Origin of the sequence: Paenibacillus planticolens (assembly GCF_013141725.1) — a bacterium.
GTDB classification, from domain to species: Bacteria; Bacillota; Bacilli; order Paenibacillales; family NBRC-103111; genus Paenibacillus_E; species Paenibacillus_E planticolens.
Genome location: NZ_WHNZ01000064.1, coordinates 134,455 through 158,469, shown reverse-complemented (window position 1 = coordinate 158,469; position 24,015 = coordinate 134,455). Strand labels below are relative to the sequence as shown.

The following is a 24,015-nucleotide window of genomic DNA, read 5'->3' as shown; positions in this document are numbered from 1 at the left end:
GAGTTCACGCATCGTGAAAACCAAATGGAAAATTGAATTGTGGTGTTGGTTATTCCTGGCTCCGACGTTACTGCTTTTCGTATTGTTTCAAGGATGGCCGATAGCAGCCAGCTTGTACTATGCCACCTTGGATTGGTCGGGGCTAACCTCCGATGCAACCTATGTCGGACTTCATAACTTCGTTCAAGTGGCGAAGGACGCTTACTTTTGGAATGCCTTTAAAAATAGCTTTACCTTTATGTTCGGCGTCGTGCCTCTTAATCTGTTCATACCTTTAATACTTGCCGTTGTTCTGAATCGTCCCAGAATAAAGGGGGCCGGTATCTACCGGACCTTAATCTTTCTGCCGGTTGTTACAACCACATCGATTGTCGGTATTATCATGGTTTTCATATGGGGCAGCGACGGAGCTGTTAATGATGCGTTATTGAAAATAGGCTGGCTCGACACGCCGATTAATTGGCTCGGAGATGCCAAATGGTCCATGTTTACCGTGATTCTCATTTCAGTATGGAAAAATCTCGGGATTAACATGATTTATTGGCTTGCCGGACTGCAGGGGATACCCAAGGATCTGTATGAAGCTGCGGAAGTGGATGGAGCAAGAGGGAGTAAATTATTTTTTCATATAACCGTACCTCTGCTTCTGCCGATAGGAGCCGTCATTTTGCTGCTCAATGTCGTCAATTCCCTGAAAGTGTTCGATTTGATCAAAACGATGACCAATGGAGGGCCTTTCTTCGCAACGGACGTTGTGTCCACCTATATTTACCGATATGCCTTTTCCAGTGAAATGGGGCTTCCGCAACTTGGGTATGCATCGGCTGCAGGTCTCTTCTTTGCCGTAACCATCAGTGCTCTCGCGGTGATTCAATCCGTGCTGAGTAAACGAATCAAAGGTCGTGCAAAATCATGAAAATCCTAAGATTATCATTGTTCCACGTCGTCATGACCGCCTTTTGCCTCATTTGGATTTATCCGTTTCTATGGATGGTCTCGGCTTCCTTCAAGACACAGAGCGAATTTTTCGCAAATGGCCTCCGGTTGATCCCGAACAGCTTCCAAATGGGGAATCTAGTCAGAGCATGGAATGAAGCGAATTTTGAACGCTATTTTTTGAATAGTGTCGTTATTTCTGTCAGTACCATTCTCATCGTACTTTTGGCAACGTCAACCTGCGGATATGTACTAGGCCGATATGCTTTTAAAGGGAAGAAGCCGGTTTTGGCGGTTCTGGTCGCCAGTATGATTGTCCCGATGGAATTTGCGATTATTCCGATCTATGATTTGATCAAACAATTGGGGCTGATGAACAATTTACTTGGGGTCATTCTTGCTGAAGCGGGAGGAGCGCACATCATCTTTATCCTGCTCTTTGCTACCTTCTTCGGCCAGATTCCTAAAGAGCTTGAGGAAGCCTCCATTATGGACGGCTGTGGATTTTTCCGCACCTTTTTCACCATTATGCTGCCGTTATCGAAGCCAATCGTTGGCAGTGTGACGATCATGCAGTTCATTTGGTCTTGGAACTCTTTTATGATTCCGTTAATTTTAACACTCAGTTCGCCCAATCTGCGGCCTCTTGCCGTTGGCCTATACGCACTTCGGGGTGAGAATGTGGTGGATTGGACGGGGATTGCCGCCGGAGGCACGATCGCTATCGTTCCGATCATTGTTATTTTCCTGTTCCTGCAGCGCTACTTTGTAGATGGGATTGCCGGGGCCGTTAAGGGCTAACTACAGAAGATGCACAAACAACAAAATACATCAAAGGCAGGTTACATGACCTATGAGAATTCTTTATTTGGATTTAGATTCTTTGCGTCCTGATCATTTGGGCTGCTATGGTTACCATCGTGCGACTTCGCCTAATATCGACCAGATTGCCGAAGAGAGCATTCGGTTTACCAACTACTATTGCTCGGACGCCCCATGCATGCCCTCCAGATCGGCATTAATGTCGGGCAAATTCGGGATCCATACCGGCGTCGTCGGACATGGGGGAACGGCTGCGGATATGAGGCGCGAAGGAATGGAGCGCGGTTTCAGCGACCGGCTGGCGACGGAAAGCCTTCCCGGCGTGTTGCGTAAAATGGGCATGAAGACGGCTTCGATCAGCACCTTCTCAGAAAGACATTCCGTATGGACCTTTAACGCGGGATTTAATGAAGTTCTCAATGTTGGAGGCAGGGGCGGCGAATCTGCAGAACAAGTATTGCCTGTTGCACTCAAATGGCTGGAAGATAATGCGAAATCAGAAGATTGGTTCTTGCATCTTAATTTCTGGGATCCGCATACGCCTTATAGAACGCCGGAGCACATAGGCAATCCATTTATTAACGAACCTATGCCGGCATGGATCACGGAAGATGTATTCCTGCAGCACAAGCTCAAAAAGGGGCAGCACAGCATTGAAGATATGAATAAGCTTGCCAAGTCGCATTATTACAGACATCCAAGGCATAGCCAAACGATTGAGCAGCATAACGATTTAAGGACGATCATCGACAATTACGATTGCGCCATTCGTTATATGGACGAGCATATCGGGCAAGTGATTCAAAGGCTCGACAAGCTCGGCGTGTTAGCGGATACAGCGATTGTTGTTAGCGCGGATCATGGGGAGAATATGGGGGAATTAGGTATTTACTCCGAGCACGGGACAGCGGATCAGGGGACCTGCCGAATTCCGATGATTATCCGCTGGCCTGGCGGTCTTAAAGGAAGTGTAGACGAGGGGCTCCATTATCAGCTGGATCTCGCCCCTACACTCGCAAGCTTGCTTGGTGCGCCGAAGCCGGAGTCTTGGGACGGTTTGAGCTATGCGGAAAGCATTACGAAGGGTACAGATACAGGCAGACCTTACTTGGTTGTATCCCAATGCGCACATGTCTGCCAGCGAAGCGTCAGATTTGAGAATTGGCTGTATATTCGAACCTATCATGACGGTTATCATGGATTTCCCAAAGACATGCTGTTTGATTTGGAAAATGATCCTTACGAACAGTACAATCTCGTTGAAGAAAGAAGCGATATCCACATGAAAGCTGTATATTTGCTTAATGAATGGCACGATGACATGATGTTGTCCATGAAAGAGGACACAGATCCATTGTGGACCGTTATGAAAGAAGGCGGACCTTACCACGCGAAGGAATATAAGCACATGATGGATGCTGTGAAATAAACGAAAAACGAAATAGCGGGTGAAGCTGGCGGATACTGTACTTAAGGTATCCGCTAATTTCATTGGGATTTTAAGCTAACATGTCAAAATAGAGCTATAGATGTAAAGTGAGAGGGATTTGATAAATGGATGATATTGTGTATGATGCGCATGATAGCTGTAACTTAAGCTAGAGGCGGTTAGGCAAGAGGTCGGCATTCTTGGACAAAAGGAGACGGCATACCGTGTTTAAGATGATGATTGTGGATGACGAGCCGCTGGTCAGACTTGCCTTGCACCAAATGATTCCTTGGCATGACTTCAATATTCAAATCGTATGCGAAGCCAATGATGGGGCGGAAGCGATCTCATTTTTGCGAGGGCATGGTGACATTGATATGGTGATTACTGACATCAAAATGCCAAAAATGAGCGGAATTGATCTCCTGCGTGAATGCAACGCCAGTGAAATATGCAAGCCACCAGTCTGGATTATTTTAAGCGCATATAGCGATTATGAAATCGTGAGACATACCTTCTTATTGGGAGCGCTCGATTATATCGTGAAAACGGAATTAGACGAGGAGCATCTCATACGTGTCGTTACGAAAGCGATCCAAACGCTTAATCAACTTAAAACGACGCAAAGGATTAGTCGCGTAGAAACGAATGAATGGGGCAGGACGAATACAGAACAATACATTAGCAAGCTTATTCCTATTAACCCTGAGGTTGAGAAGTTTGAGTACGATCAACTAACAGCCCAAATCTGTGAAAGTATCGGAGAAGTTAATCAGGTAGCCGCAGTGCTGTGTATAAAGAGGCAACCGGAGCCATGGATGAGCGATGCCAAGAAGGGGAGTTTCGTTGCCCAAACGATTCAGACTGTCCTTCATTCCATGTCGATTCCGTTTCTGTATGACAGACAGGATGCTGATAATTACGTGTTGTTTTTAACGCTTCCCGAAGAAAGGAGCTGGTCGGCAAGCCGCCATAAAATCCAGTTCGCCTTTCAGCTCATGAAAACCCGTATTGAACAATATATGAATATGAAAGTATCCATTGGAGTTAGCGACACGGCTAACAGCAGGAAAGACTGGCGCCGATTGTACGATCAAGCCAAGCAGTTGGCGGCGAAGATTTATTTTGAAGGATTCGGCCGCATATTTTATCCCGAACATGCGCATGTCGAACAGGATAGCAGCAAGCATACGGCAAAGAAAGAAGAGATCAAGAGGATGATTGTTGACTTTATCCGCTTTTTTTCACTGGAAGACAAGTTGGCCTGGGAACACAAGCTGGAACAAATCATGAAGACCATCGTGAGAAACAAAGGAACGGATCCCCTTGTAACTAAAGAGGTGCTGGCTGATTTCATTTGGGGAATCGGAGCGTTTTTATATCAAAAAGGGCTGCGTTGGGATGAATTGGATGGCAAGACTAGCTATCCTTTTGAGGCAATCGAAAATTCTCAGACATTGGAGGATACGCTCATTTGGCTTAGGCAAATATGCCACAGTATCTACAGCGCCACTCACGAAAGCCGCAATATGCGAGATGAGCCCAATAGTCTCCCCGTTTTGAAGGCAAAACATTTGGTGGATTCCCATTATCGCGAAAACATAAACTTGTCATTCATTTGTGACATGGTCGGTGTCAGCGAAAGCTATTTAAGCAAGCAATTCGCCAAAGAAGTTGGGTGTACGTTCGTTCAATATGTAACAAACCATCGCATGGAGGAGTCGAAGCGCTTATTGCGAATGAACATGAAGATTAGTGAGATATGCGAACAGGTTGGTTATTTGAATCCTGAACATTTCAGCCGTGTGTTTAAGAAGGCGACAGGATACAGTCCTAGGGCCTATAGAGGAAAATTTCGAGAAAATAGTATAAATAATATCAATTTACTTCTAAAATGATCATTCTTAAACGCTTTCATTATGTTTATTCTTAATGCAGGGTTCCGTGTATAGGGTATGATACATTTTGTAACTAAGCAAGCGAGAGCAGCGACAAGGCTAGAGGCATGATGTGGTTCATGACATTGTGCATCTAGTCTTTTTAAAAGGAGAAAATGAAGGAGGATGTCAAGTGAAGAGGCGAATGATTGCAGCATTTTGTTTGATTGGCGTTTTGCTTTCCAGTAATGTACTTCCCCCACCCATGGCGCAGGCGCAGCAGGCGGTAACTTCAGATGCAAGTCTTGCGGCAACGGGCAAAGCCGTTAGTTACAACGGAGAAAGGAGACTCAATTTCAATGAAAATTGGCGTTTCCAAAGAGAAACGAGCGGGGGCCTTACCGGGGCGCAGCTGCCCGGCTATGACGATTCAGCCTGGAGGCAGCTGAGCTTGCCTCACGACTGGAGTGTGGAGCTGGATTTCAATGCACAGTCTCCTGCTACGCATGAGGGGGGCTTTTTGGATGGCGGTACTGGATGGTATCGCAAAACGTTTACATTGCCCTCCACGATGGAAAACAAACGACTTTCTGTCGACTTTGACGGTGTATACATGAACAGTACGGCATATCTGAACGGGCAGCTGCTGGGCACCTATCCATACGGCTATAATGCCTTTACGTATGACGTGACCGGAAAGGTCTATACGGACGGCAGGGAAAACGTGCTCGTGGTGAAAGTGAACAACATTCAGCCTAGCAGTCGTTGGTATTCGGGCAGTGGGATATACAGAAACGTATACCTCTCTGTAACGAATCCCATCCACGTGGAGAGATACGGCACTTTCGTAACGACACCTGATTTGGAAAACGATTACAAAGCTAACAAAGCCGGTGTCAACCTTGGCACAAAGGTGAAAAATGAGTCAAGCTCAGCAGCGCAAATAAAGGTTAAATCAACGATTGTGGACAGCGCCGGGACAGCTGTAGCGTCTGTCGAATCGCCGGAGCAAACCGTTCAAGCCGGCGTGGTTGCTAATTTTGCTGATCATACTGAGATCATGAATCCTAAGCTGTGGAGTGTCGATAATGCTTACAGGTATAAGCTTGTTACAGAAGTAACGGTTGGCGGCCAAGTCGTGGATACGTATGAAACACGCTTCGGGCTTCGGTATTTTACATTTGATCCGAATGACGGCTTCTCGTTAAATGGGCAGTATATGAAACTGCATGGGGTATCAATGCATCATGATTTGGGTGCGTTGGGTGCAGCTACGAACTATCGCGCCGTAGAGCGCCAGATGCAAATTATGAAGGATATGGGTGTAAACGCCATAAGGGTTACGCACAATCCAGCCTCCCCGGAGCTTATAGAAGCTTGTAACAACTTAGGTCTATTGGTTGTGGAGGAAGCTTTTGACGCGTGGAATCAATCGAAGAAAACGTATGATTACGGCAGGTTCTTTTCCACTTGGGGGGAGCATGACGTGAAGGAGATGGTTGATAACCACAAAAATGAGCCTTCCATCATCATGTGGTCTCTGGGCAACGAAATTTATGATACAACTAGTGCCAGCGGAGTTACAACGGCCCGTAATCTGGTTAAATGGGTGAAAGAGATCGACACAACGCGGCCAACCACCATTGGCGAGGATAAAACAAGAGGCGATAAGGTCAATGTAACGGCTCTAAACGCGAATATTAAAGCGATATTCGATGCCGTAGATATTGTAGGTCTTAACTATTCCGAAAATAATTATGCCGGTTACCACCAGCAAAATCCAAACTGGATCATTTATGGCGCCGAAACCTCATCGGCAACGCGTTCGCGCGGGGTGTATACGCACCCGAATCAATCTAATCAGAGCACGACGTATGCGGATATGCAGCAATCCTCGTATGATAATGATTATGTAGGCTGGGGCAGAACGGCCGAGGATGCGTGGAAGAGAGACCGTGATTTGAAACATGTCGCGGGACAATTTATATGGACTGGTTTTGACTATATTGGCGAGCCAACTCCTTATTATAATTCCTTTCCGGCAAAAAGTTCTTACTTCGGTGCAGTCGATACGGCCGGATTCCCGAAAGATATTTTCTATTATTATCAGAGCCAATGGAGCGATAAACCGATGGTACACTTGCTGCCTCATTGGAACTGGAAAACGGGAGATACTGTCCGGGTATTGGCATATACGAACGCTCAGAAGGTAGAACTGCTGTTAAACGGCAGATCATTAGGCGAGCGCAGCTATGAATCCAAGACAACTTCTTGGGGGGCTGCATATAAGGAAACTTCGGCTGGAAAGACCTATCTGGAGTGGTCGGTTCCTTATGAAGCGGGCACCTTAGAAGCAGTGGCCAAGGATGCGAGTGGAACAATTATCGGCAGAGATCAGGTGACAACCGCAGGTGAGCCTGCAGCGGTCAGATTGACCGCCGACAAGCAGGTGATTACAGCAGATGGCACGGATTTATCTTTTATAACAGCTGATATCGTAGACAGCGCCGGTAGAATTGTGCCTACAGCCGACAATCTGATTCAATTCAGCCTCTCGGGCAGCGGTAACCTGGCGGGTGTTGACAACGGAAATGCGGCAAGCGTTGAGCGCTACAAGGATAACAAACGGAAGGCGTTTAGCGGCAAAGCGTTGGCGATCCTGCAGTCCGATAAGCAAGCGGGCGAGATCGTTCTGAACGCAACGGCTGCAGGACTAACCGGCAGTTCCGTTAGGGTCATTACCGTACCGGCCGCTGACCGCGATACGAAAACGGTGGCCGGGTTCGAACTCATCCATGTAAGCGTTGAGGTTAACGAGGCGCCCGTACTGCCTGCTGCTGTGAATGTATTGTACAGCGATTCGTCCGTTGCCACGAAGCCTGTGACTTGGGCGCAAGTGAATCCTGCCTTGTATGCGAAAGTCGGCTCATTTGATGTCGAGGGTACGGTAGAGGGGATAACCGAAAAGGCAAAAGCCAAGGTAACAGTGAAAGGCGCTGCAGCGGTTAAGCCGTATTCAACTGCAACCAAAGTCGGCGTTAGTCCGGCTTTGCCATCGAAGGTTACGGTACTTTACAGCGATGAAACGACGAAGGAAAAGGCGGTTATCTGGAACGCTATACCGGCAGATCTTATCGCTAAGGAGGGAACCTTTGTCATAAAGGGCAGCATAGCTGGACTTGATCTACAGGCTGAAGCATCGATCAGGGTCACTGGCGAGAGCAATTCCGTTAACATTATGCGATCTCAGGCGGGTTCTTCTTATCCGCTGCTGGAGGCATCTTTTACGAATCCGGATGATAAATTAAGCCATATTAATGACGGAATTAAAAGCTATAACGATACGCCTGTCAACCGATGGACGAATTGGACACGCACCCCACGTAATGATGGCGACTCCATAACGGTAGGTTTTGGCGAGTCGTACGCCATTAATAATCTCAATCTGTTCGTGTTTACGGATAGAGATACGGTAGTGCCGCAAAGCGTGGTGGTGCAGTATTGGAACGGCTCAGCATGGGTGAATGTAGACCATCAAGTGAGTCCGACACCGTATGTCGTTGGGCAAAACACGATCACCTTTGACGCAGTAAGGACAAATAAGCTGAAATTTCACATGATTGCATCGCAAACGAACAAGTTTATTGCCTTGACAGAGGTCGAGGTCAATGCGGATAAGCTGGTCATGGGTTCAACCGCTAAACTTAGCGGGATTGCGGTGAATGGCCAATTATTGAGCACTTTCAGCCCGGATCAACAAAGCTATGAGCTCAGCTTGCCGTATGGCAGCAAGGTGCCTGAGTTGACGGCAACGGCAGTGGACCATGCATCCGTTATGATCTTGCCGGCCTACCAATTGCCAGGCACAGCCAAAATTTATGTCACATCGGAAAATGGCTTGGCAGACGCGATATATACGATTCATATGTCAACCGAGAAGCAAATGATCAGCTTAAATCCTGTGAATATCGTTGTAGACAAGGGCTACGCTCCTGTTCTGCCTCTAACGGTAACAGCTAATTTTAATGAAGGTATTCCAGCTGATGTGAATGTCACATGGGATGCGATCGATCCTGCCCTATACAATAAATTAGGCGAGTTTACTGTCTTAGGTACTGTACAGGGAACAACGCTCAAAGCGATGGCGAAAGTGATTGTTAAAGGCGCTCTAGCAGCAGAAAATATTACGCTGGTCGTATTGAAGAACCGGATGCCCAGTTTGCCGAAGACAGTGAAGGTATTTTACAGTGACGGAACTGAGGAGCAGAAAGCTGCCGCTTGGGGGGACATTCCAGCCGGAAGTACAGCAAGTGTTGGGGAATTTGACATCGAAGGTACGATTGCTGGTACGGGCTTCAAAGCAAAAGCGCATATCCGAGTAACCGATGAAATAGGCTCCGAGCTAAATATAAGCAGATCCAAAAACGGCTACGATTATCCGAAGGCTGAAGCCTCGTTCACGAATAGAGGCCCGACTTCCAATGATTTCATCGAGTCGATCAATGATGATGTTATTTCTTACGAGGCAACGCCGCAAAATCGTTGGACGAATTGGCAGAGCACACCGCGTCAGGGCGATTGGGTGTCCATCACGTTCGGAGATTATGCGCCGCAGGAATACGATGTAGACAATATGGAAGTGCATTGGTTTGAGGACAGCGGCACATCGTTCCCTGCTTCCTTCAAGATCCAGTATAAGTCTGGCGATACGTGGGTGGATGTAACAGGCTTAAAGAGTGTTCCGGCAGCACCAGCTTTAAGGCAGGCCAACTTCTATACGTTCGACAGCGTGAAGACGAATTCGTTAAGACTGAATATGGTCGCGAAGCCAGGTAAGAGCTTAGCGATTACGGAGCTGAAAATATTCGACAAGCAGCCGAAGGCAAACAGCGAAGCGAAGGTCAAAGACATCATGCTTGACGGAAAAAGCATCCTTCGCGACTTTGTTCAAACAGGGGACAGCTATGCGTACAGTGTGAATGTAGCTAGCGCAGCCAGCATTCCGCAAATCACCGGCATTGGGGAAGGCAATACGAGCGTTACAGTAGTACCGGCGGTTACGGCTCCGGGCACGGCTAAGGTGATTGCGAAATCCGAGGACGGCAAGATGACCCTCGTATACACGATTACCTATAATGTTGCCCAGCAGGTACAGCAGTCAACCACATTAGCCGGTGCTGCAGCCGTTCCGGCAGGAACTGATTTTGCCGTTCGATTCGGGCTGAGCAGCGTGACGCAGTATGTGTACGCACAGGACATCACGCTGAATTATGATGCGAATGTCATGGAATTCGTATCGGCAAGACCGCTCGTGGATCAGATGCAAATCGTTCGAATCGTGAAGGAGCCGGTAGGCAAGATTCGTCTGATTATAGCAAGCGAAGGTCCCGGTCATGCGGTTACAGGAACTGCCCAAGTAGCTGAGCTGACATTTAGAGCGAAACCGCTTATCCAAGATGCAGCAGGATCTATTGCTGTCATCAATGCCACGCTGGCAGACGAAAAGGGAACCGAAACGCAAGCTGCTTCCTCATCCTTAGACATACGTTTCACAGGAGTCGTCCCTGGCGTACCGGGAGACATCAACGGTGACGGTAAAGTAAGCATCGGCGATCTCGCTATGATCGCTGCGCATTACGGGAAAGATTCCAACAGTCCGGATTGGCAGACGATTAAAGCAGCGGACGTTGTCGCTGACGGAGTAATCGACATCGAAGATCTTGCATGGCTAGCTAGGAAACTTATGGAGTAACAGGAGGAATAACGAGATGTCGAGAAAGCTGATTAGCATTTTTCTAGCAATCTTTATGTTATCCAGTCTTGTGTCAGGCATGGTTAGCGCCGAGGCAGTTCCGAGTGGAACCGTCTTGGAAGCATCTGCCGAAAGCGGTACTTACGAGATTTACCCATTGCCGCAGAAGGCGACCTATGCAGGGACGAATTTTACAATCACGGATGAAGTCAACGTCGTTATTGAACCTACCGTGGATGCAGCCACGCAAAATTTTTTGAATCAAGTACTAGCCTCCAAATCTTTGAAGGCGACGAAATCTGCGGCTGTCGTATCCGATAAAACCAACGTTCTCATAGGGACAAGGAGCTCCGGCGGATATGTAGACACCTACTTCGGTGCTCATATTCCCAACGATGCAACGATTTTCACCAAAAATGACGCCTATGTGTTAGACATTGACAAACAACTGGAGACGAAAGGCAGCATCGCGATACTGGGAGCTAATACGGATGCGGTATATTACGGGCTTGCGACATTGAAATTGATTTTCGATCAAATTCCGGGCAAAGATCTGAAATCAGTCAAATACGAAGACTATTCCGATGCCAAATGGAGAGGCTTCATTGAGGGCTTTTACGGATTCCCCTGGTCGCATGAAGACCGCAAAAGCCTAATGCGTTTTGGTGGGCAATTCAAAATGAATTCTTATATTTTTGCGCCTAAAAATGACCAGTACCATAATTCGGCTTGGAGAACGCTGTACCCGGCAGATGAACTGGCGAAAGTCAAAGAACTCGTCGATGTCGGACGAGAATCCAAAACCCAATTCGTATGGGCGATTCATCCCGGCTTTAGCATGATTAATTGGAATACTTATGACGCTGAGCTGGCAACCTTGTTAGCCAAGTTGGATCAGCTGTATAGCATAGGCGTTCGTCAATTCGGTTTATTTCTGGATGATATCTCCACAGCGCAATCTTTGACGGATAAAGATAAACACGTGAAGCTGGTCACCGATGTCGCGAACTGGGCAGCAGCTAAAGGGGACGTTAAATCATTGATTTTTTGCCCGCCATATTACAATCAGGCCTGGACGGGAGAAAGCGGCAAGCCTTATCTGCAAGCCTTAAAAAATGTTCCGGCAAATGTCGAAATCATGTGGACAGGAAGCGGCGTTGTCGGAACCGTAAACACGACCGATATGCAGTGGCCGAAAAATGCTACAGGCAGAGACCCGTACGTATGGTTAAATTGGCCGGTTAACGATTACAAGGATGCCAGACTTCTGTTGGGCAAAGGTGAAGTACTGAAGGCTGGAACGCATAATATTTCCGGTGTCGTTTCTAATCCCATGGGGAGTGCGGAGTTATCTAAAATTGCCTTGTTTGCCGTAGCCGATTTTACATGGAACAGCGACGACTTTAATGATAGTAAGAGTTGGTTGGATTCATTTAAGTATGTTGCGCCAGAGGCTGCAGCTGAGCTCAATACGATCGCTTATCATATGAGTGACCCGTCACCAAGCGGACATGGGCTTCAAGTAGGGGAGTCCGAAAATATCAAGGCACAGCTTGAACTATTTTTGAGTAAATTTAACAAAGGGGAAGCAACGACGGAAGCCGGAAATCAATTAATTGCAGAGTTCGATCGAGTATTGAATGCGATCACTTCATTCAGAGCAAAAAGCGGAAATGCAAAAATGCTGACAGAAATTGATCCCTGGCTCAATTGCTTGAAGGGTGTTGTGGAATCTGCTAAGTCCGCAACAAAGTCAGCGATGGCGCTGCAAAGCGGCGATATGCGTTTAGCGTGGGAAGAGTTGGCCAAAGCGGCGAATGCGATGTCTGAGTCCAAAAATTACAAAATTAAGAAATTAAATTATCCGGACGTAACGGTGGAAGCAGGTTCGAAGCGATTAGTTCCATTTGCTAATGAATTGCTTCAAAAGCTGGATGCACGCATCTATTCATCCCTCGATCCTGATTTTACCATCCCTACAGCAATGAGTTCCTACGGGGCGGTCTCAGGCTTAGATCAAATGATCGACGGCAATAAATCAACTTATGTGTACGTCCAGACGATTCAAGTCAATGGCGACTGGTATGGCATTGATTTTGGGAAACCGATCCAGGTTAATGATGTTGATATTTTACAAGGTCGAACAGATACTGATTTTGATATTTTCCAGAAAGGGATATTGGAGTATTCCATAGACGGGCAAAATTGGACGCCGATCGGAGCCGAACGATCCGGCTTTCATATTGCGGTTAGCGAACTTGATTTGAAAGCAAGATACGTCAGATACCGCTTGACGCATGCCGGTATTCCCGGGGGCAAGCCTGATTTATGGACGGCGGTTCGAGAATTTACGGTCAATGCAAAAAATGGAAAAGTAAAGCTCTACTCGAATGTGAGCGAGCTTGCGCAAACGAGTGTAAACAGCACGGATGTAATGGCGCAAATTTCCAATCTTAACAATGTGAGCTTGAAGCCTTCGCAGTATGTCGGGATTCAGTTATTGTCGATTGAAAAGATTGCAGACATTGCATTGCAAAGCACGAATGCTGAGGCGGTACTGGAGGTTTCAGAAAATGGCGTTGAATGGAAGCCGGTCTCGGTCGGTGGTCCATATCCGAATGCAGCATATTTCCGATTAATCAATAAAACAGATAAAGTACTCACATTAAATTTGACGAATTTGCAGGTTAAACTGCAAAAATTTAGCGCTCCAGTCGTTACCCATAACTATGAGAGTGTTTATCAAGGTACGATTGCTGGTATATATGACGGCAATCTGGATGCAAAAGTATGGTTTGGCGGCAAACAATCTACAGGTAAATTCGTACAGGTTGACCTGGGCGGTGTCGTCAATGTGCAGAATGCTGCTGTGGTGATTGGCGACGGTGAAGGTGATTATTTCCGAAAAGGCGATCTTCAGCTATCTGTAGACGGGACGACGTGGGAAACGATCCACAGTTTCAATAATCCGGGAGATCGCAGTCTGAACTTCCCTGATCATGAGGTTCCATACCGATATAAGCGCGTTCAAGTCGCTAATAAGCCGGCCAGATATATCCGGTTGATTTCAACGGCCAATAACGAAGCTTGGCTCGCGCTTAATGAAATCATCGTCAATGAAGGTCTGGATAAGCCCGGAACCGAGCTTCCGGCGTTTCAAGTAAACCCGCAGGGGGACACTGGGAAAGAAGCCTTTTACACAACGGATCATAAATTATCTACGTTCTACACGCCAAAAGGTGATGCGAAGCCTGGCTATTTAAACTACAAGTTGTCCAAGTTTACTGAGGTAAGCCAAGTGATTATTCTTCAAAATCCAACGAGTATTTCTAATGCTGAAGTATCGGTAAGGGATGGAAACGGCTGGCATCAGGCGGGTACGCTATCCCAATCGTACAACGCGATAAATACGGCTAATTATGAGCATGTCTTGGAAGTGAGAATTCAGTGGAACGGCGACGTTAAGCCTCAAATCTATGAAATCATCCCGGTTCAGCGTGAGGGAGGCTTCTTCCCGGCAACAACTTTAACGGCAGGAAGCTCCGTCGTTGGCGGCCAGGAGTTCAACGTACAAATCGGACTGAACAACGTTACGCATGCTGTGTATGCGGAGGATATTACGCTTGATTATGACGCCAATGTAATGGAATTCGTGTCTGCGAAGTCCTTGCCGTCAGGGATCAGCCTTTTGTTGGCGGGGAAGGATACGCTCGGCAAAATCCGCATGCTTGTGGCCAGCCAAGGCACTTCGCATGCGATTACCGGCAATTTGCAGCTGTTGGAGCTGACATTCCGAGCGAAAGCAGTGTCACAGGCGACGGAAGGCACGATCTCGGTAGCCAAGGCGATACTGGCTGATGGACAGGGAACGGAATTGGGTGCGGCTGCTTCTTCCATGAAGATCAGCGTGACGCCGGTCGTTAACCCAGGCATCCCTGGCGATGTGAATCATGACGGCAAAGTGAGCATAGGCGATCTCGCCCTCGTTGCGGCGAATTATGGCAAAGATTCGGGCAGCCCGGATTGGGAGCTGGTGAAGCAAGCCGACGTAACGAACGATGGCAAAATCGGTCTGGAAGACCTTGTTTTCATTGCCAGCAAAATTGTTGAGTAAATGGGATTGGCAATACAGCGAGAGATACATTGCGTATCTTTCGCTGCTTATTGTGTCATGAGGTGAAATGAGTAGGAGGTCATAATGAAATGCCTAAAAAGACAATCGTCCTTTTAACAGCAGCATTGATGTTAGTGAGCAGCTTTTCTGGCTCACCCAATGCTGTTGCAGCGGCAAGGGGTGCTGCGATTGAAGCTGCAGCGGTAAGCAGCAATTACGAGATTTACCCATTACCGCAAAAGGCGACCTATGCAGGGACGAATTTTACAATTACGGATGAAGTGAACGTCGTTATTGAACCTACCGTGGATGAATCTACGGAAAATTTCTTGAATCAAATTCTGGCTTCCAAATCGCTTAGAGTGACTAAATCCGCGGCAGTCGTATCGGATAAAACCAACATAATTTTAGGTACTAGAAGCTCAAATGGAATTGTTGACACTTACTTTAATGCTCACATTCCGTATGATCCAGCGATTTTCTCCAAGAATGACGCTTATGTGCTAGAGATTGACAAACAGCTTGAAGCGAAAGGGAGCATTGCTATCCTAGGAGCTTCGACGGATTCGGCTTATTATGCATTAGCTTCATTAAAAATGGTTTTCGATCAGATTCATGGGAAAGACGTGAATTCCGTGAAATACGAAGACTATTCCGACGCCAAATGGAGGGGCTTTATCGAAGGATTTTACGGAATCCCATGGTCGCACGAGGATCGCAAAAGCTTAATGCGTTTTGGCGGGAAATTGAAAATGAATTCCTACATCTTCGCGCCAAAGGACGATCCGTATCATAACACTGCTTGGAGAACGCTATATCCTGCAGCTGAATTGGCGAAAGTCAAAGAGCTGGTCGACGTCGGACATGAATCCAAAACGCAATTTATTTGGGCGATTCACCCCGGCTTCAGCATGATCAACTGGAATACGTATGACGCTGAGCTGGCTACTTTGTTAGCTAAGCTAGATCAGCTGTACAGTGTAGGCGTTCGTCAATTTGGCTTATTCATGGATGATATTTCCACAACGCAATCTCTGACGGATAAAGATAAACACGTGAAGCTGGTCACAGATGTTGCAAAATGGGTGGCCGCCAAAGGTGATGTCAAATCATTGATCTATTGTCCGCCATTCTACAATCAGGCATGGACGGGTGAAAGCGGCAAGCCTTATCTGCAAGCCTTAAAAAATGTTCCTGCGAATGTTGAAATCATGTGGACAGGAAGAGATGTGATTGGCTCCGTTAACACGACGGATATGCAATGGGTGAAAAATGAGATCGGTAGAGATCCTTATATCTGGTTGAATTGGCCAGTGAACGGATACGCGGGTTCAAGACTTTTGCTGGGTAAAGGTGAGCTATTGACGCCTGGAACGCATAATATTTCCGGACTTGTTTCTAACCCGTTGGAACAGGCGGAGTTATCCAAAACGGCTCTATTCGCAGTAGCCGATTATTCATGGAACAACAATCGCTTCAACGCGGATCAAAGCTGGTTGAACTCATTCAAGTACGTTGCGCCAGAGGCTGCTAATGAGTACGGGATCATTGCTCGCCATTTGAGTGATCCGTCGCCAAACGGCCGTGGTGTGATCTTTGAAGAATCGGAAGACATAAAGGCACAGCTCGAGCTGTTTTTGAACCAATATGCCAGAGGCGAAGCAGCGGCGGAAACAGGGAAACAATTAATCGTTGAATTCGATCGGATATTGGGTGCAATTAAGGATTTTCGTGTAAAAAGTCAAAATGCCAGCATGCTGGATGAAATCAATCCATGGCTAAATTGTTTGTATAATGTCGTAGCATCCGGTAAATATGCGGCAAGTTCGGCTATGGCGTTGCAAAATAAAGACTTGAAAACCGCTTGGGAAGAGCTTGCTAAATCGTCGAGTGCTATGTCTGAATCCAAGACATTCAAATCTCCCAAAGTGAACGCAACAGAAGTAACGGTAGAAGCAGGTACAAAGCGATTAGTACCTTTCGCCAACTCGTTGATTCAAAAGCTGGAAACGCAGATTTACACAACCATTGATCCGGAATTTGTCATCCCACTGGCTATGAGCTCTTATGGGGCAGTTACAGGTCTGAATTTCATGATCGATGGAAATAAAAACACGAACGTCTATATTCAGACCGTACAAAAGAACGGCGATTGGTATGGCATTGATTTCGGCAAATCGATTCCGGTGCATGATATTGATATTTTACAAGGTCGAACAGATACTGATTTTGATATTTTCCAGAAAGGGATTTTGGAGTATTCCGTAGACGGACAAAATTGGACGGCGATCGGAGCCGAACGATCCGGCTTTCATATTGCGGTTAGCGAGCTTGATTTGAAAGCAAGATACGTCAGATACCGATTGACGCATGCCGGTATTCCCGGGGGCAAGCCTGATTTATGGACGGCCATTCGAGAATTTACGGTCAATGCAAACGACGGCAAAGCAGGCATCTATTCAAACGTACCTGAGCTTATGCGAACAGCGATCACAATTTCAGCTGTGTCCGCAGAGCTGTCGAATGTAAACAATGTCACGCTGAAGCCCGCTCAATATGTTGGAATGAAACTAACAGCGATAGAACAAATAGCGGATCTTGTACTCGAAAGCACCAATTCGGAAGCAGTGCTGGAGGTTTCAGAAAATGGCGTTGAATGGAAGCCGGTCACGGTCGGTGGTCCATATCCAAACGCTGCCTATGTCAGATTAATGAATCATACAGACAAAGAACTCATCTTCAATTTGACCAGATTGGCGATTAAATTTCAAAAATTCACTGATCCAGTCATCACACATAACTTTGACAGTATTTATCAAGGTACGATTGCTGGTATATATGACGGCAAGTTGGATGCAAAAGTATGGTTTGGCAGCAAGCAGGCCATCGGCAAATACGTGCAGGTTGATATGGGAGGTATCGTCAATGTTCAAAATGCGGCAGTGGCGATTAATGACGGAGAAAGCGATTATTTCCGAAAAGGCGATCTTCAGCTATCTGTAGATGGGACGAAGTGGGAAACGATTCACTCGTTCAACAATCCGGGTGATCGGAGTCTGAATTTCCCTGATTTTGCGGCACCATATCGATTTAAGCGCGTGCAGGTTAATAATAAACCGGCTAGATACATTCGATTGATATCGACTGAGAACTACAATGCCTGGCTCGCGCTTAATGAAATCATCGTCAATGAAGGTCTGGATAAGCCCGGAACCGAGCTTCCGGCGTTTCAAGTAAACCCACAGGGGGAAACGGGTAAAGAAGCCTTTTACACAACGGATCATAAATTATCTACGTTCTACACGCCAAAAGGCGATGCGAAGCCTGGTTATTTGAACTACAAGTTGTCCAAGTTTACCGAGGTAAGCCAAGTGATTATTTTGCAAAATCCAACGAGCATTTCTAATGCCGAAGTATCGGTAAGGGGTGGAAACGGCTGGCATCAGGCGGTTACGCTATCTCAATCGTACAACGCGATAAATACGGCTAATTATGAGCATGTCTTGGAAGTGAGAATTCAGTGGAACGGCGACATCAAGCCTCAAATCTATGAAATCATCCCGGTTCAGCGTGAGGGAGGCTTCTTCCCGGCAACAACTTTAACGGCGGGAAGCTCCGTCGTTGGAGGCCAGGAGTTCAACGTACAAATCGGGCTGAACAACGTTACGCATGCTGTGTATGCGGAGGATATTACGCTTGATTATGACGCCAATGTAATGGAATTCGTGTCTGCGAAGTCCTTGCCGTCAGGGATCAGCCTCTTGGGTGCGGGGAAGGATACGCTTGGCAAAATCCGCATGCTCGTGGCAAGCGAAGGCGCTTCGCATGCGATTACCGGCAATTTGCAGCTGTTGGAGCTGACTTTCCGAGCGAAAGCAGTGTCACAGGCGACGGAAGGCACGATCTCAGTAGCCAAAGCGATACTGGCTGATGGACAGGGAGCGGAATCCGATGCGATTGCTTCCTCGATGAAGATCAATGTGACGCCGATCATTAATCCAGGCATCCCTGGCGATGTGAATCATGACGGCAAAGTGAGCATTGGCGATCTCGCCCTCGTGGCGGCGAATTATGGCAAAGATTCGGGCAGTCCGGATTGGGAGCTTGTGAAGCAAGCCGACGTAACGAACGATGGCAAAATCGGTTTGGAGGACCTTGTTTTCATTGCCAGCAAAATTGTTGGGTAAATCGGGCATGTATGAAGCTGTAACAGAAGGGAGATTCAGAAATGTTAGCCTTACAAACGGGAAAATTGCACAAAACGATAGCAGTCTTTCTACTGATTACTTGTTTATTGTTTATGAGCAATATTGTGCCGCCACAACCGGCTCATGCGCTCGAGAATGGTTTGGGCCGCACGCCAATGATGGCATGGTCTAGTTGGAATGCATTCCGTGTAAAAATTAATGAGCAAATCATTAAGGAGGAAACAGATGAGCTGGTCAACAGCGGCATGAAAGCGGCAGGCTACACGAATATTAATATTGACGATGGATTTTTTGGGGGCCGGGACGCGAATGGCTTTGTGCAACCGAATTCTAGATTTCCGAACGGTATGAAAGCGATTGCGGACTATATCCATTCGAAAGGCTTGAAAGCAGGGATTTATACCGATGCAGGCAGAAATACATGCGGGTATTATTGGGATAAAGCCGATGACTTATCGCAGCCAGGCGATGGAAGCTACGATCATCGCCAACAAGATTTTGATATGTTTATCAAAACTTGGGGATACGATTTTATCAAAGTCGACTGGTGCGGCGCAGACAAAATGGGACTGAACCCTCAAACGGAATATACAAAAATACGAGATCATATTTTGGCAACGGGAATTCCGGTTATGTACGAAGTATGCAATTGGAAATTTCCAGGTGCATGGGTGACGGATGTAGGCAATCAATGGCGGGTATCGGGAGACATTGCTCCGAAATTCAGTTCAATCATGGATATTGTTGATCTCAATGCGGATCTGGCGCAGTACGCGGGTCCTGGTCATTTTAACCATATGGATATGCTGCAAGTAGGCAATGGCATGAGTTATGAAGAGGATAAAACGCATTTCAGCATGTGGTCGATCATGGCTTCTCCGCTTATCGCAGGTAATGATTTGCGCACGATGTCACAGCAAACGAAGGATATTTTGACGAATTCGGAGGTCATCGCTATTAATCAGGATCCGGCTGGTATTCAAGGAACCCGCATGATCGATAATGGCGATCAGGAAGTGTGGGTCAAGTCGCTCGGTTCTGCAAACAGTGGAGAAAAAGCAGTCGGCTTGCTGAACCGCGGAGATACTGCAGTGAATATGTCAGTAAATTGGGACAATATTGGTCTTGATACCAACGTGACGGTTCGGGATTTGTGGGCGCATCAGGACAAAGGTACGATTGCAAATTCCTATCAGGTAAATGTCCCTGCGCACGGAATTGTTCTTCTGAAAGTTAAGGGGACCCCAATTCCGCCAACGCCAATTTTCGTGACAAAGTACGAGGCGGAGTCCTCTGCCAACACTTTGGGCGGAGCCGTTCGTATCAGTAGCGAATCAACCGCTTCCAGCGGCAAAAAAGTAGGATGGATCGGGAATGGTGCTGCAAACACGCTTACATTTAATAATGTGATTGCACCTATTGCAGGCGATTATACGGTAAATATTAGATATTACTCCGGCGAAGTTCGGTCAGTGAAGATATCTGTCAACGGCGGGGCAGCGGAAACAATTAATTTTGCAGCCGCAGGCAATTGGACAACTGGCCAAACAAAAGCCGTGACATTGCGGCTGAACGCCGGGGAGAACACGATAAAATTCAGCAACGACACCGCTTATGCTCCTGATATCGATTATATTGAGTATGTGCCTCCTAAGCTGGTAAATGTCACAGCGCCGGCTAAAGTCACCGGGGTGGCGAATGGAACGGAGAGGACAGCTAGCGCCCTTGGGCTGCCTGAAACCGTAGAACTCGTTACCGATATTGGAAAAGGAAATGCCAATGTTCTCTGGAATGTAGATGGAACAAGCTACAATCCTGAAATCAAGGCAGAGCAAACGTTCACAGTAAATGGAACGGTCAGCTTGCCTCCTGGCGTAGCCAATCCGAACAACGCGGCATTGACAACCGACATCAACGTTACTGTAAATGCAGTGTCATCCGTGCCGCAGTCTACATTGACAGGGTTAAAGCAGGTTAGCTCTGGCCAAACTTTCGATGTTAAGCTGGGATTGAGCAATATTTGGCAAAGCGGATACCAAACGGTGTATGCGCAAGATGCGACGCTTCACTATGATCCGGCGATTTTGAAGTTCGAATCGGTTGCTTCGCTGAAGGACGGATTCCAAGTTATCGATCAAAAGGAGACAGCACCGGGGCAAGTCCGGATTGTGGCTGCTGGCGTTGGTGCCAATGTGCCTGCCCAAGGCGATGTGCTCGTACTCAAATTTGCCGCCAAATCTGTAGTTCAGTCAACTAATACGACCATTTCAGTTTACCATGTTGTGATTGCCAACGGACAGGGGCACGAACTGCAGGTCGGCGAAGCCTCCCAAGTAGTACAAGTCAGCTATGTATCCGTAGATAAGTCGCTCCTGAATGCATCGATCGATAGTGCCCAGGCAAAATACGATGCTGCTGTGGAAGGCGACGGAGACGGGTTCTATGCAGCAGGCTCCAAAGCGAAGCTTAAGTCAGTAATCGATGCGGCACGTGCTACAGCAAACAATGGGAATGCTCTTCAGCAACAGGTTGACAGCGCGAAGGCCGCATTGGATGCAGCCGTTCAAGCGTTCGACGCCAAACGAATTTCTGCAGACATCAATGGACAAGGCGGCGTCACTATAGGCGACTTGGCGATTGTCGCAGCGGCATTCGGTATAGATCAAGTTCAGGCGGGTTGGAACGAAAAAGCGGATGTGAACCATGACGGCAAGGTTGACATTGTAGATCTTGCAATCGTAGCAAAAGCCATTCTTCAATAATATGCGTAGTGGGATGCTAGATAGGTAGAATAAGGACCGGGACTCTGAGGAGTTCCGGTCTGTTTTGGGTACGCTGCGCTTCGCCCGGTAAGGAAGGAAATGAAGCAGAGTAGCACATTCTGAGCTCAGGGGAACTACAGGGCGTTATTTGGCTGGAAACAGCCCGTTGGGCGAGAGGGAGGGAACTAGGGGCCGCTATTTCAGCATTCTGAACAGAAAGTTAGATGATTGAGGTGAAATAAGACCCTGTAGTTCCCCGCGCATGCCCGATATTCCGCTTTTCGCCGAAATAAGGGATCGGAGTTCCCTTTAATCAGGTGGATCTCAAACGGAAGCCGATTCTATGATTTTGGATGCAAGGGCTGTGAGGTGTGAGCGTTCAGTCTCAGTCAGAACTTCGATGACAGCGTGTATTTGACGCTCTATCTCAAGACCGACCACATGTACGAGCTGCATACCGGCAGGGGTGATTTTCACGTTGAATCCCCGCCGGTCGTTAGGAGCTACCGTACGTTCGACGAGTCCACGACGTTCAGCGCGATCTATTAGGCCGGTAATGCTGGATTTGTCGAGGTTGAGATACTGAGCTAGCTGCTGCATGGTTGGTTCTCGATCCCGTAGAATTCCAAGCAGTCGAATCTGAATGAGCGAAAGTTCGTGGCTGGCTCCAACTCGGCTGAGAGTGGACTGGATAAGGTGCGAAAATTGTACCATGCTATCTACAATTGAGAGATCGTTGTGAATGTTGAATGAGTCAATGTTCAAATTTGTCACTCCGGACTTAGCTGGATTCGCACAACTGGCACGAAAGCCATGTAGTTTGGATAATTCTCTTGCTAGTATACCACAGCAGCCATTGACTTAATACGCGAAACAAACTATATTGTTTGTATCACAAACTAAAAATGTGAGCAAAGTCGCGATTGGAGGTCTTATTATGTATGCTGCTGTTGTGCGTTCTTTTCATACAACTCCCAAATATGAAGTTTTTGATGATCCGCAACCGTCCGGAAAGAATGAAATACTTGCCGACGTACTAGCCGCGGGGTTGCACACTCGCGTGCGTTCTCAGGCAAATGGTTCTCACTATACAAGTACAGACGAATTACCGCTAATCCCTGGAATTGACGGAGTTGGGCGGCTGCCGGACGGCCAATTGGTTTATTTCGTAGCTCCGGACACCTCGTTTGGAACGTTTGCAGAGAAGACAGTTATTGACCTGCGTCGCAGCGTGCCTTTACCCGAGGGAGTTGATCCTGTTCTAATCGCTGCAGCAATGAACCCGGCGATGTCGTCTTGGGTAGCTCTGCAGCGCCGAATCGATTTCCAACCGGGACATAAAGTTCTTGTGCTCGGCGCTACTGGAAATTCAGGTCAGATGGCTGTCCAAATTGCCAAACTTCTTGGCGCAAGTAAAGTGATCGGTGCCGGACGTGATCAGGAGCGTCTCAATTCTCTTGCTGCGCTAGGCGCCGACACTGTTGTCTCCCTTGCCGGGGATCCTGAAGAGGCAGCTGAACGGCTCGGAGAGGCTGCGTCTGAAGTAGATATCGTTATCGACTATCTCTGGGGAAAACCGGCCGAACTTGCGATGCTTCCCATGCTGACAAAGAGAACGGATCGAAGCCGAGCTTTGACTTGGATCCAAATTGGTTCCGTCGCTGGTCCTACGGCTGCTGTGCCTTCCGTTGCACTTCGATCCGCCAATTTCCAATTATTAGGTAGTGGCCAAGGCTCGGTCTCGACTGCTGGATATGTAGCTGAATTCCCAGCACTTATCGACGCTATTGCGACTGGCAAGCTAACCGTGAATTTAGCATCATTCCCGCTTTCCAAAGTGGAGGATGTCTGGAATGCCCCCTCTAACCTCGGGCAACGAGTCGTTTTCATTCCTACGTTTAGATGAATATCATTTTATACAAACGGCAGTCAAGGACTTTACTATTCGTCCATGGCTGCCGTTTTGATGCAGCATAGGCATTAGGAAATGACGAAATCCACAATATTAATGATGGTTTTAGCAGCATTTTTACAAAGACTTAACGTGTATTTTTTTTCGTACTTGATATAATTCATTGGTATCTTTAAAAAATGTGTGCGGGTACATCCACCTAA

The 24,015-nt window shown here is 47.2% G+C and carries 10 protein-coding genes; 9 read left to right on the top strand and 1 reads right to left on the bottom strand.

Going from position 1 to position 24,015, the window contains the following annotated elements; all coding sequences use genetic code 11:
• The first annotated feature begins 13 nt into the window (after positions 1-13).
• From GC097_RS27750 to GC097_RS27715, 8 genes are all read left to right on the top strand, one after another.
• The gene (locus GC097_RS27750; protein WP_216625916.1) at positions 14-916 is read left to right on the top strand and encodes a carbohydrate ABC transporter permease; all 903 of its coding nucleotides are present in this window, start codon (positions 14-16) and stop codon (positions 914-916) included.
• The gene (locus tag GC097_RS27745; RefSeq protein ID WP_171686532.1) at positions 913-1,737 is read left to right on the top strand and encodes a carbohydrate ABC transporter permease; all 825 of its coding nucleotides are present in this window, start codon (positions 913-915) and stop codon (positions 1,735-1,737) included. Before GC097_RS27750 ends, GC097_RS27745 begins: the two co-directional genes overlap by 4 nt.
• A gap of 52 nt (positions 1,738-1,789) precedes the next feature.
• Positions 1,790-3,187: a sulfatase family protein gene (locus GC097_RS27740; protein ID WP_171686531.1), complete on the top strand. Its 1,398-nt coding sequence runs from the start codon at positions 1,790-1,792 to the stop codon at positions 3,185-3,187.
• A 233-nt stretch (positions 3,188-3,420) separates the two neighbouring features.
• Complete coding sequence (locus GC097_RS27735) at positions 3,421-5,085, top strand: response regulator transcription factor (protein WP_246294501.1); 1,665 nt, start codon at positions 3,421-3,423, stop codon at positions 5,083-5,085.
• A gap of 172 nt (positions 5,086-5,257) precedes the next feature.
• A complete protein-coding gene (locus tag GC097_RS27730) occupies positions 5,258-10,816 on the top strand; it encodes an Ig-like domain-containing protein (protein ID WP_171686529.1) in 5,559 nt (1,852 codons plus the stop codon).
• Between the two features lie 16 nt (positions 10,817-10,832).
• Positions 10,833-14,930, top strand: a complete 4,098-nt coding sequence (locus tag GC097_RS27725; RefSeq protein ID WP_171686528.1) for a beta-N-acetylglucosaminidase domain-containing protein — start codon at positions 10,833-10,835, stop codon at positions 14,928-14,930.
• An 89-nt stretch (positions 14,931-15,019) separates the two neighbouring features.
• A complete protein-coding gene (locus tag GC097_RS27720) occupies positions 15,020-19,117 on the top strand; it encodes a beta-N-acetylglucosaminidase domain-containing protein (protein ID WP_171686527.1) in 4,098 nt (1,365 codons plus the stop codon).
• A gap of 41 nt (positions 19,118-19,158) precedes the next feature.
• Positions 19,159-21,900 carry a cohesin domain-containing protein gene (locus GC097_RS27715; RefSeq protein ID WP_171686526.1) on the top strand — a complete coding sequence of 914 codons (2,742 nt, stop codon included), beginning with the start codon at positions 19,159-19,161 and terminating at the stop codon, positions 21,898-21,900.
• A 324-nt stretch (positions 21,901-22,224) separates the two neighbouring features.
• Here GC097_RS27715 and GC097_RS27710 read toward each other — a convergent pair whose 3' ends face one another.
• The gene (locus GC097_RS27710) at positions 22,225-22,665 is read right to left on the bottom strand and encodes a MarR family winged helix-turn-helix transcriptional regulator (RefSeq protein ID WP_246294484.1); all 441 of its coding nucleotides are present in this window, start codon (positions 22,663-22,665) and stop codon (positions 22,225-22,227) included.
• Positions 22,666-22,783: 118 nt separating this feature from the next.
• Between GC097_RS27710 and GC097_RS27705 the strand changes: the two genes are divergently transcribed.
• Positions 22,784-23,806 carry a quinone oxidoreductase family protein gene (locus GC097_RS27705; RefSeq protein WP_216625915.1) on the top strand — a complete coding sequence of 341 codons (1,023 nt, stop codon included), beginning with the start codon at positions 22,784-22,786 and terminating at the stop codon, positions 23,804-23,806.
• Positions 23,807-24,015 lie beyond the last annotated feature (209 nt).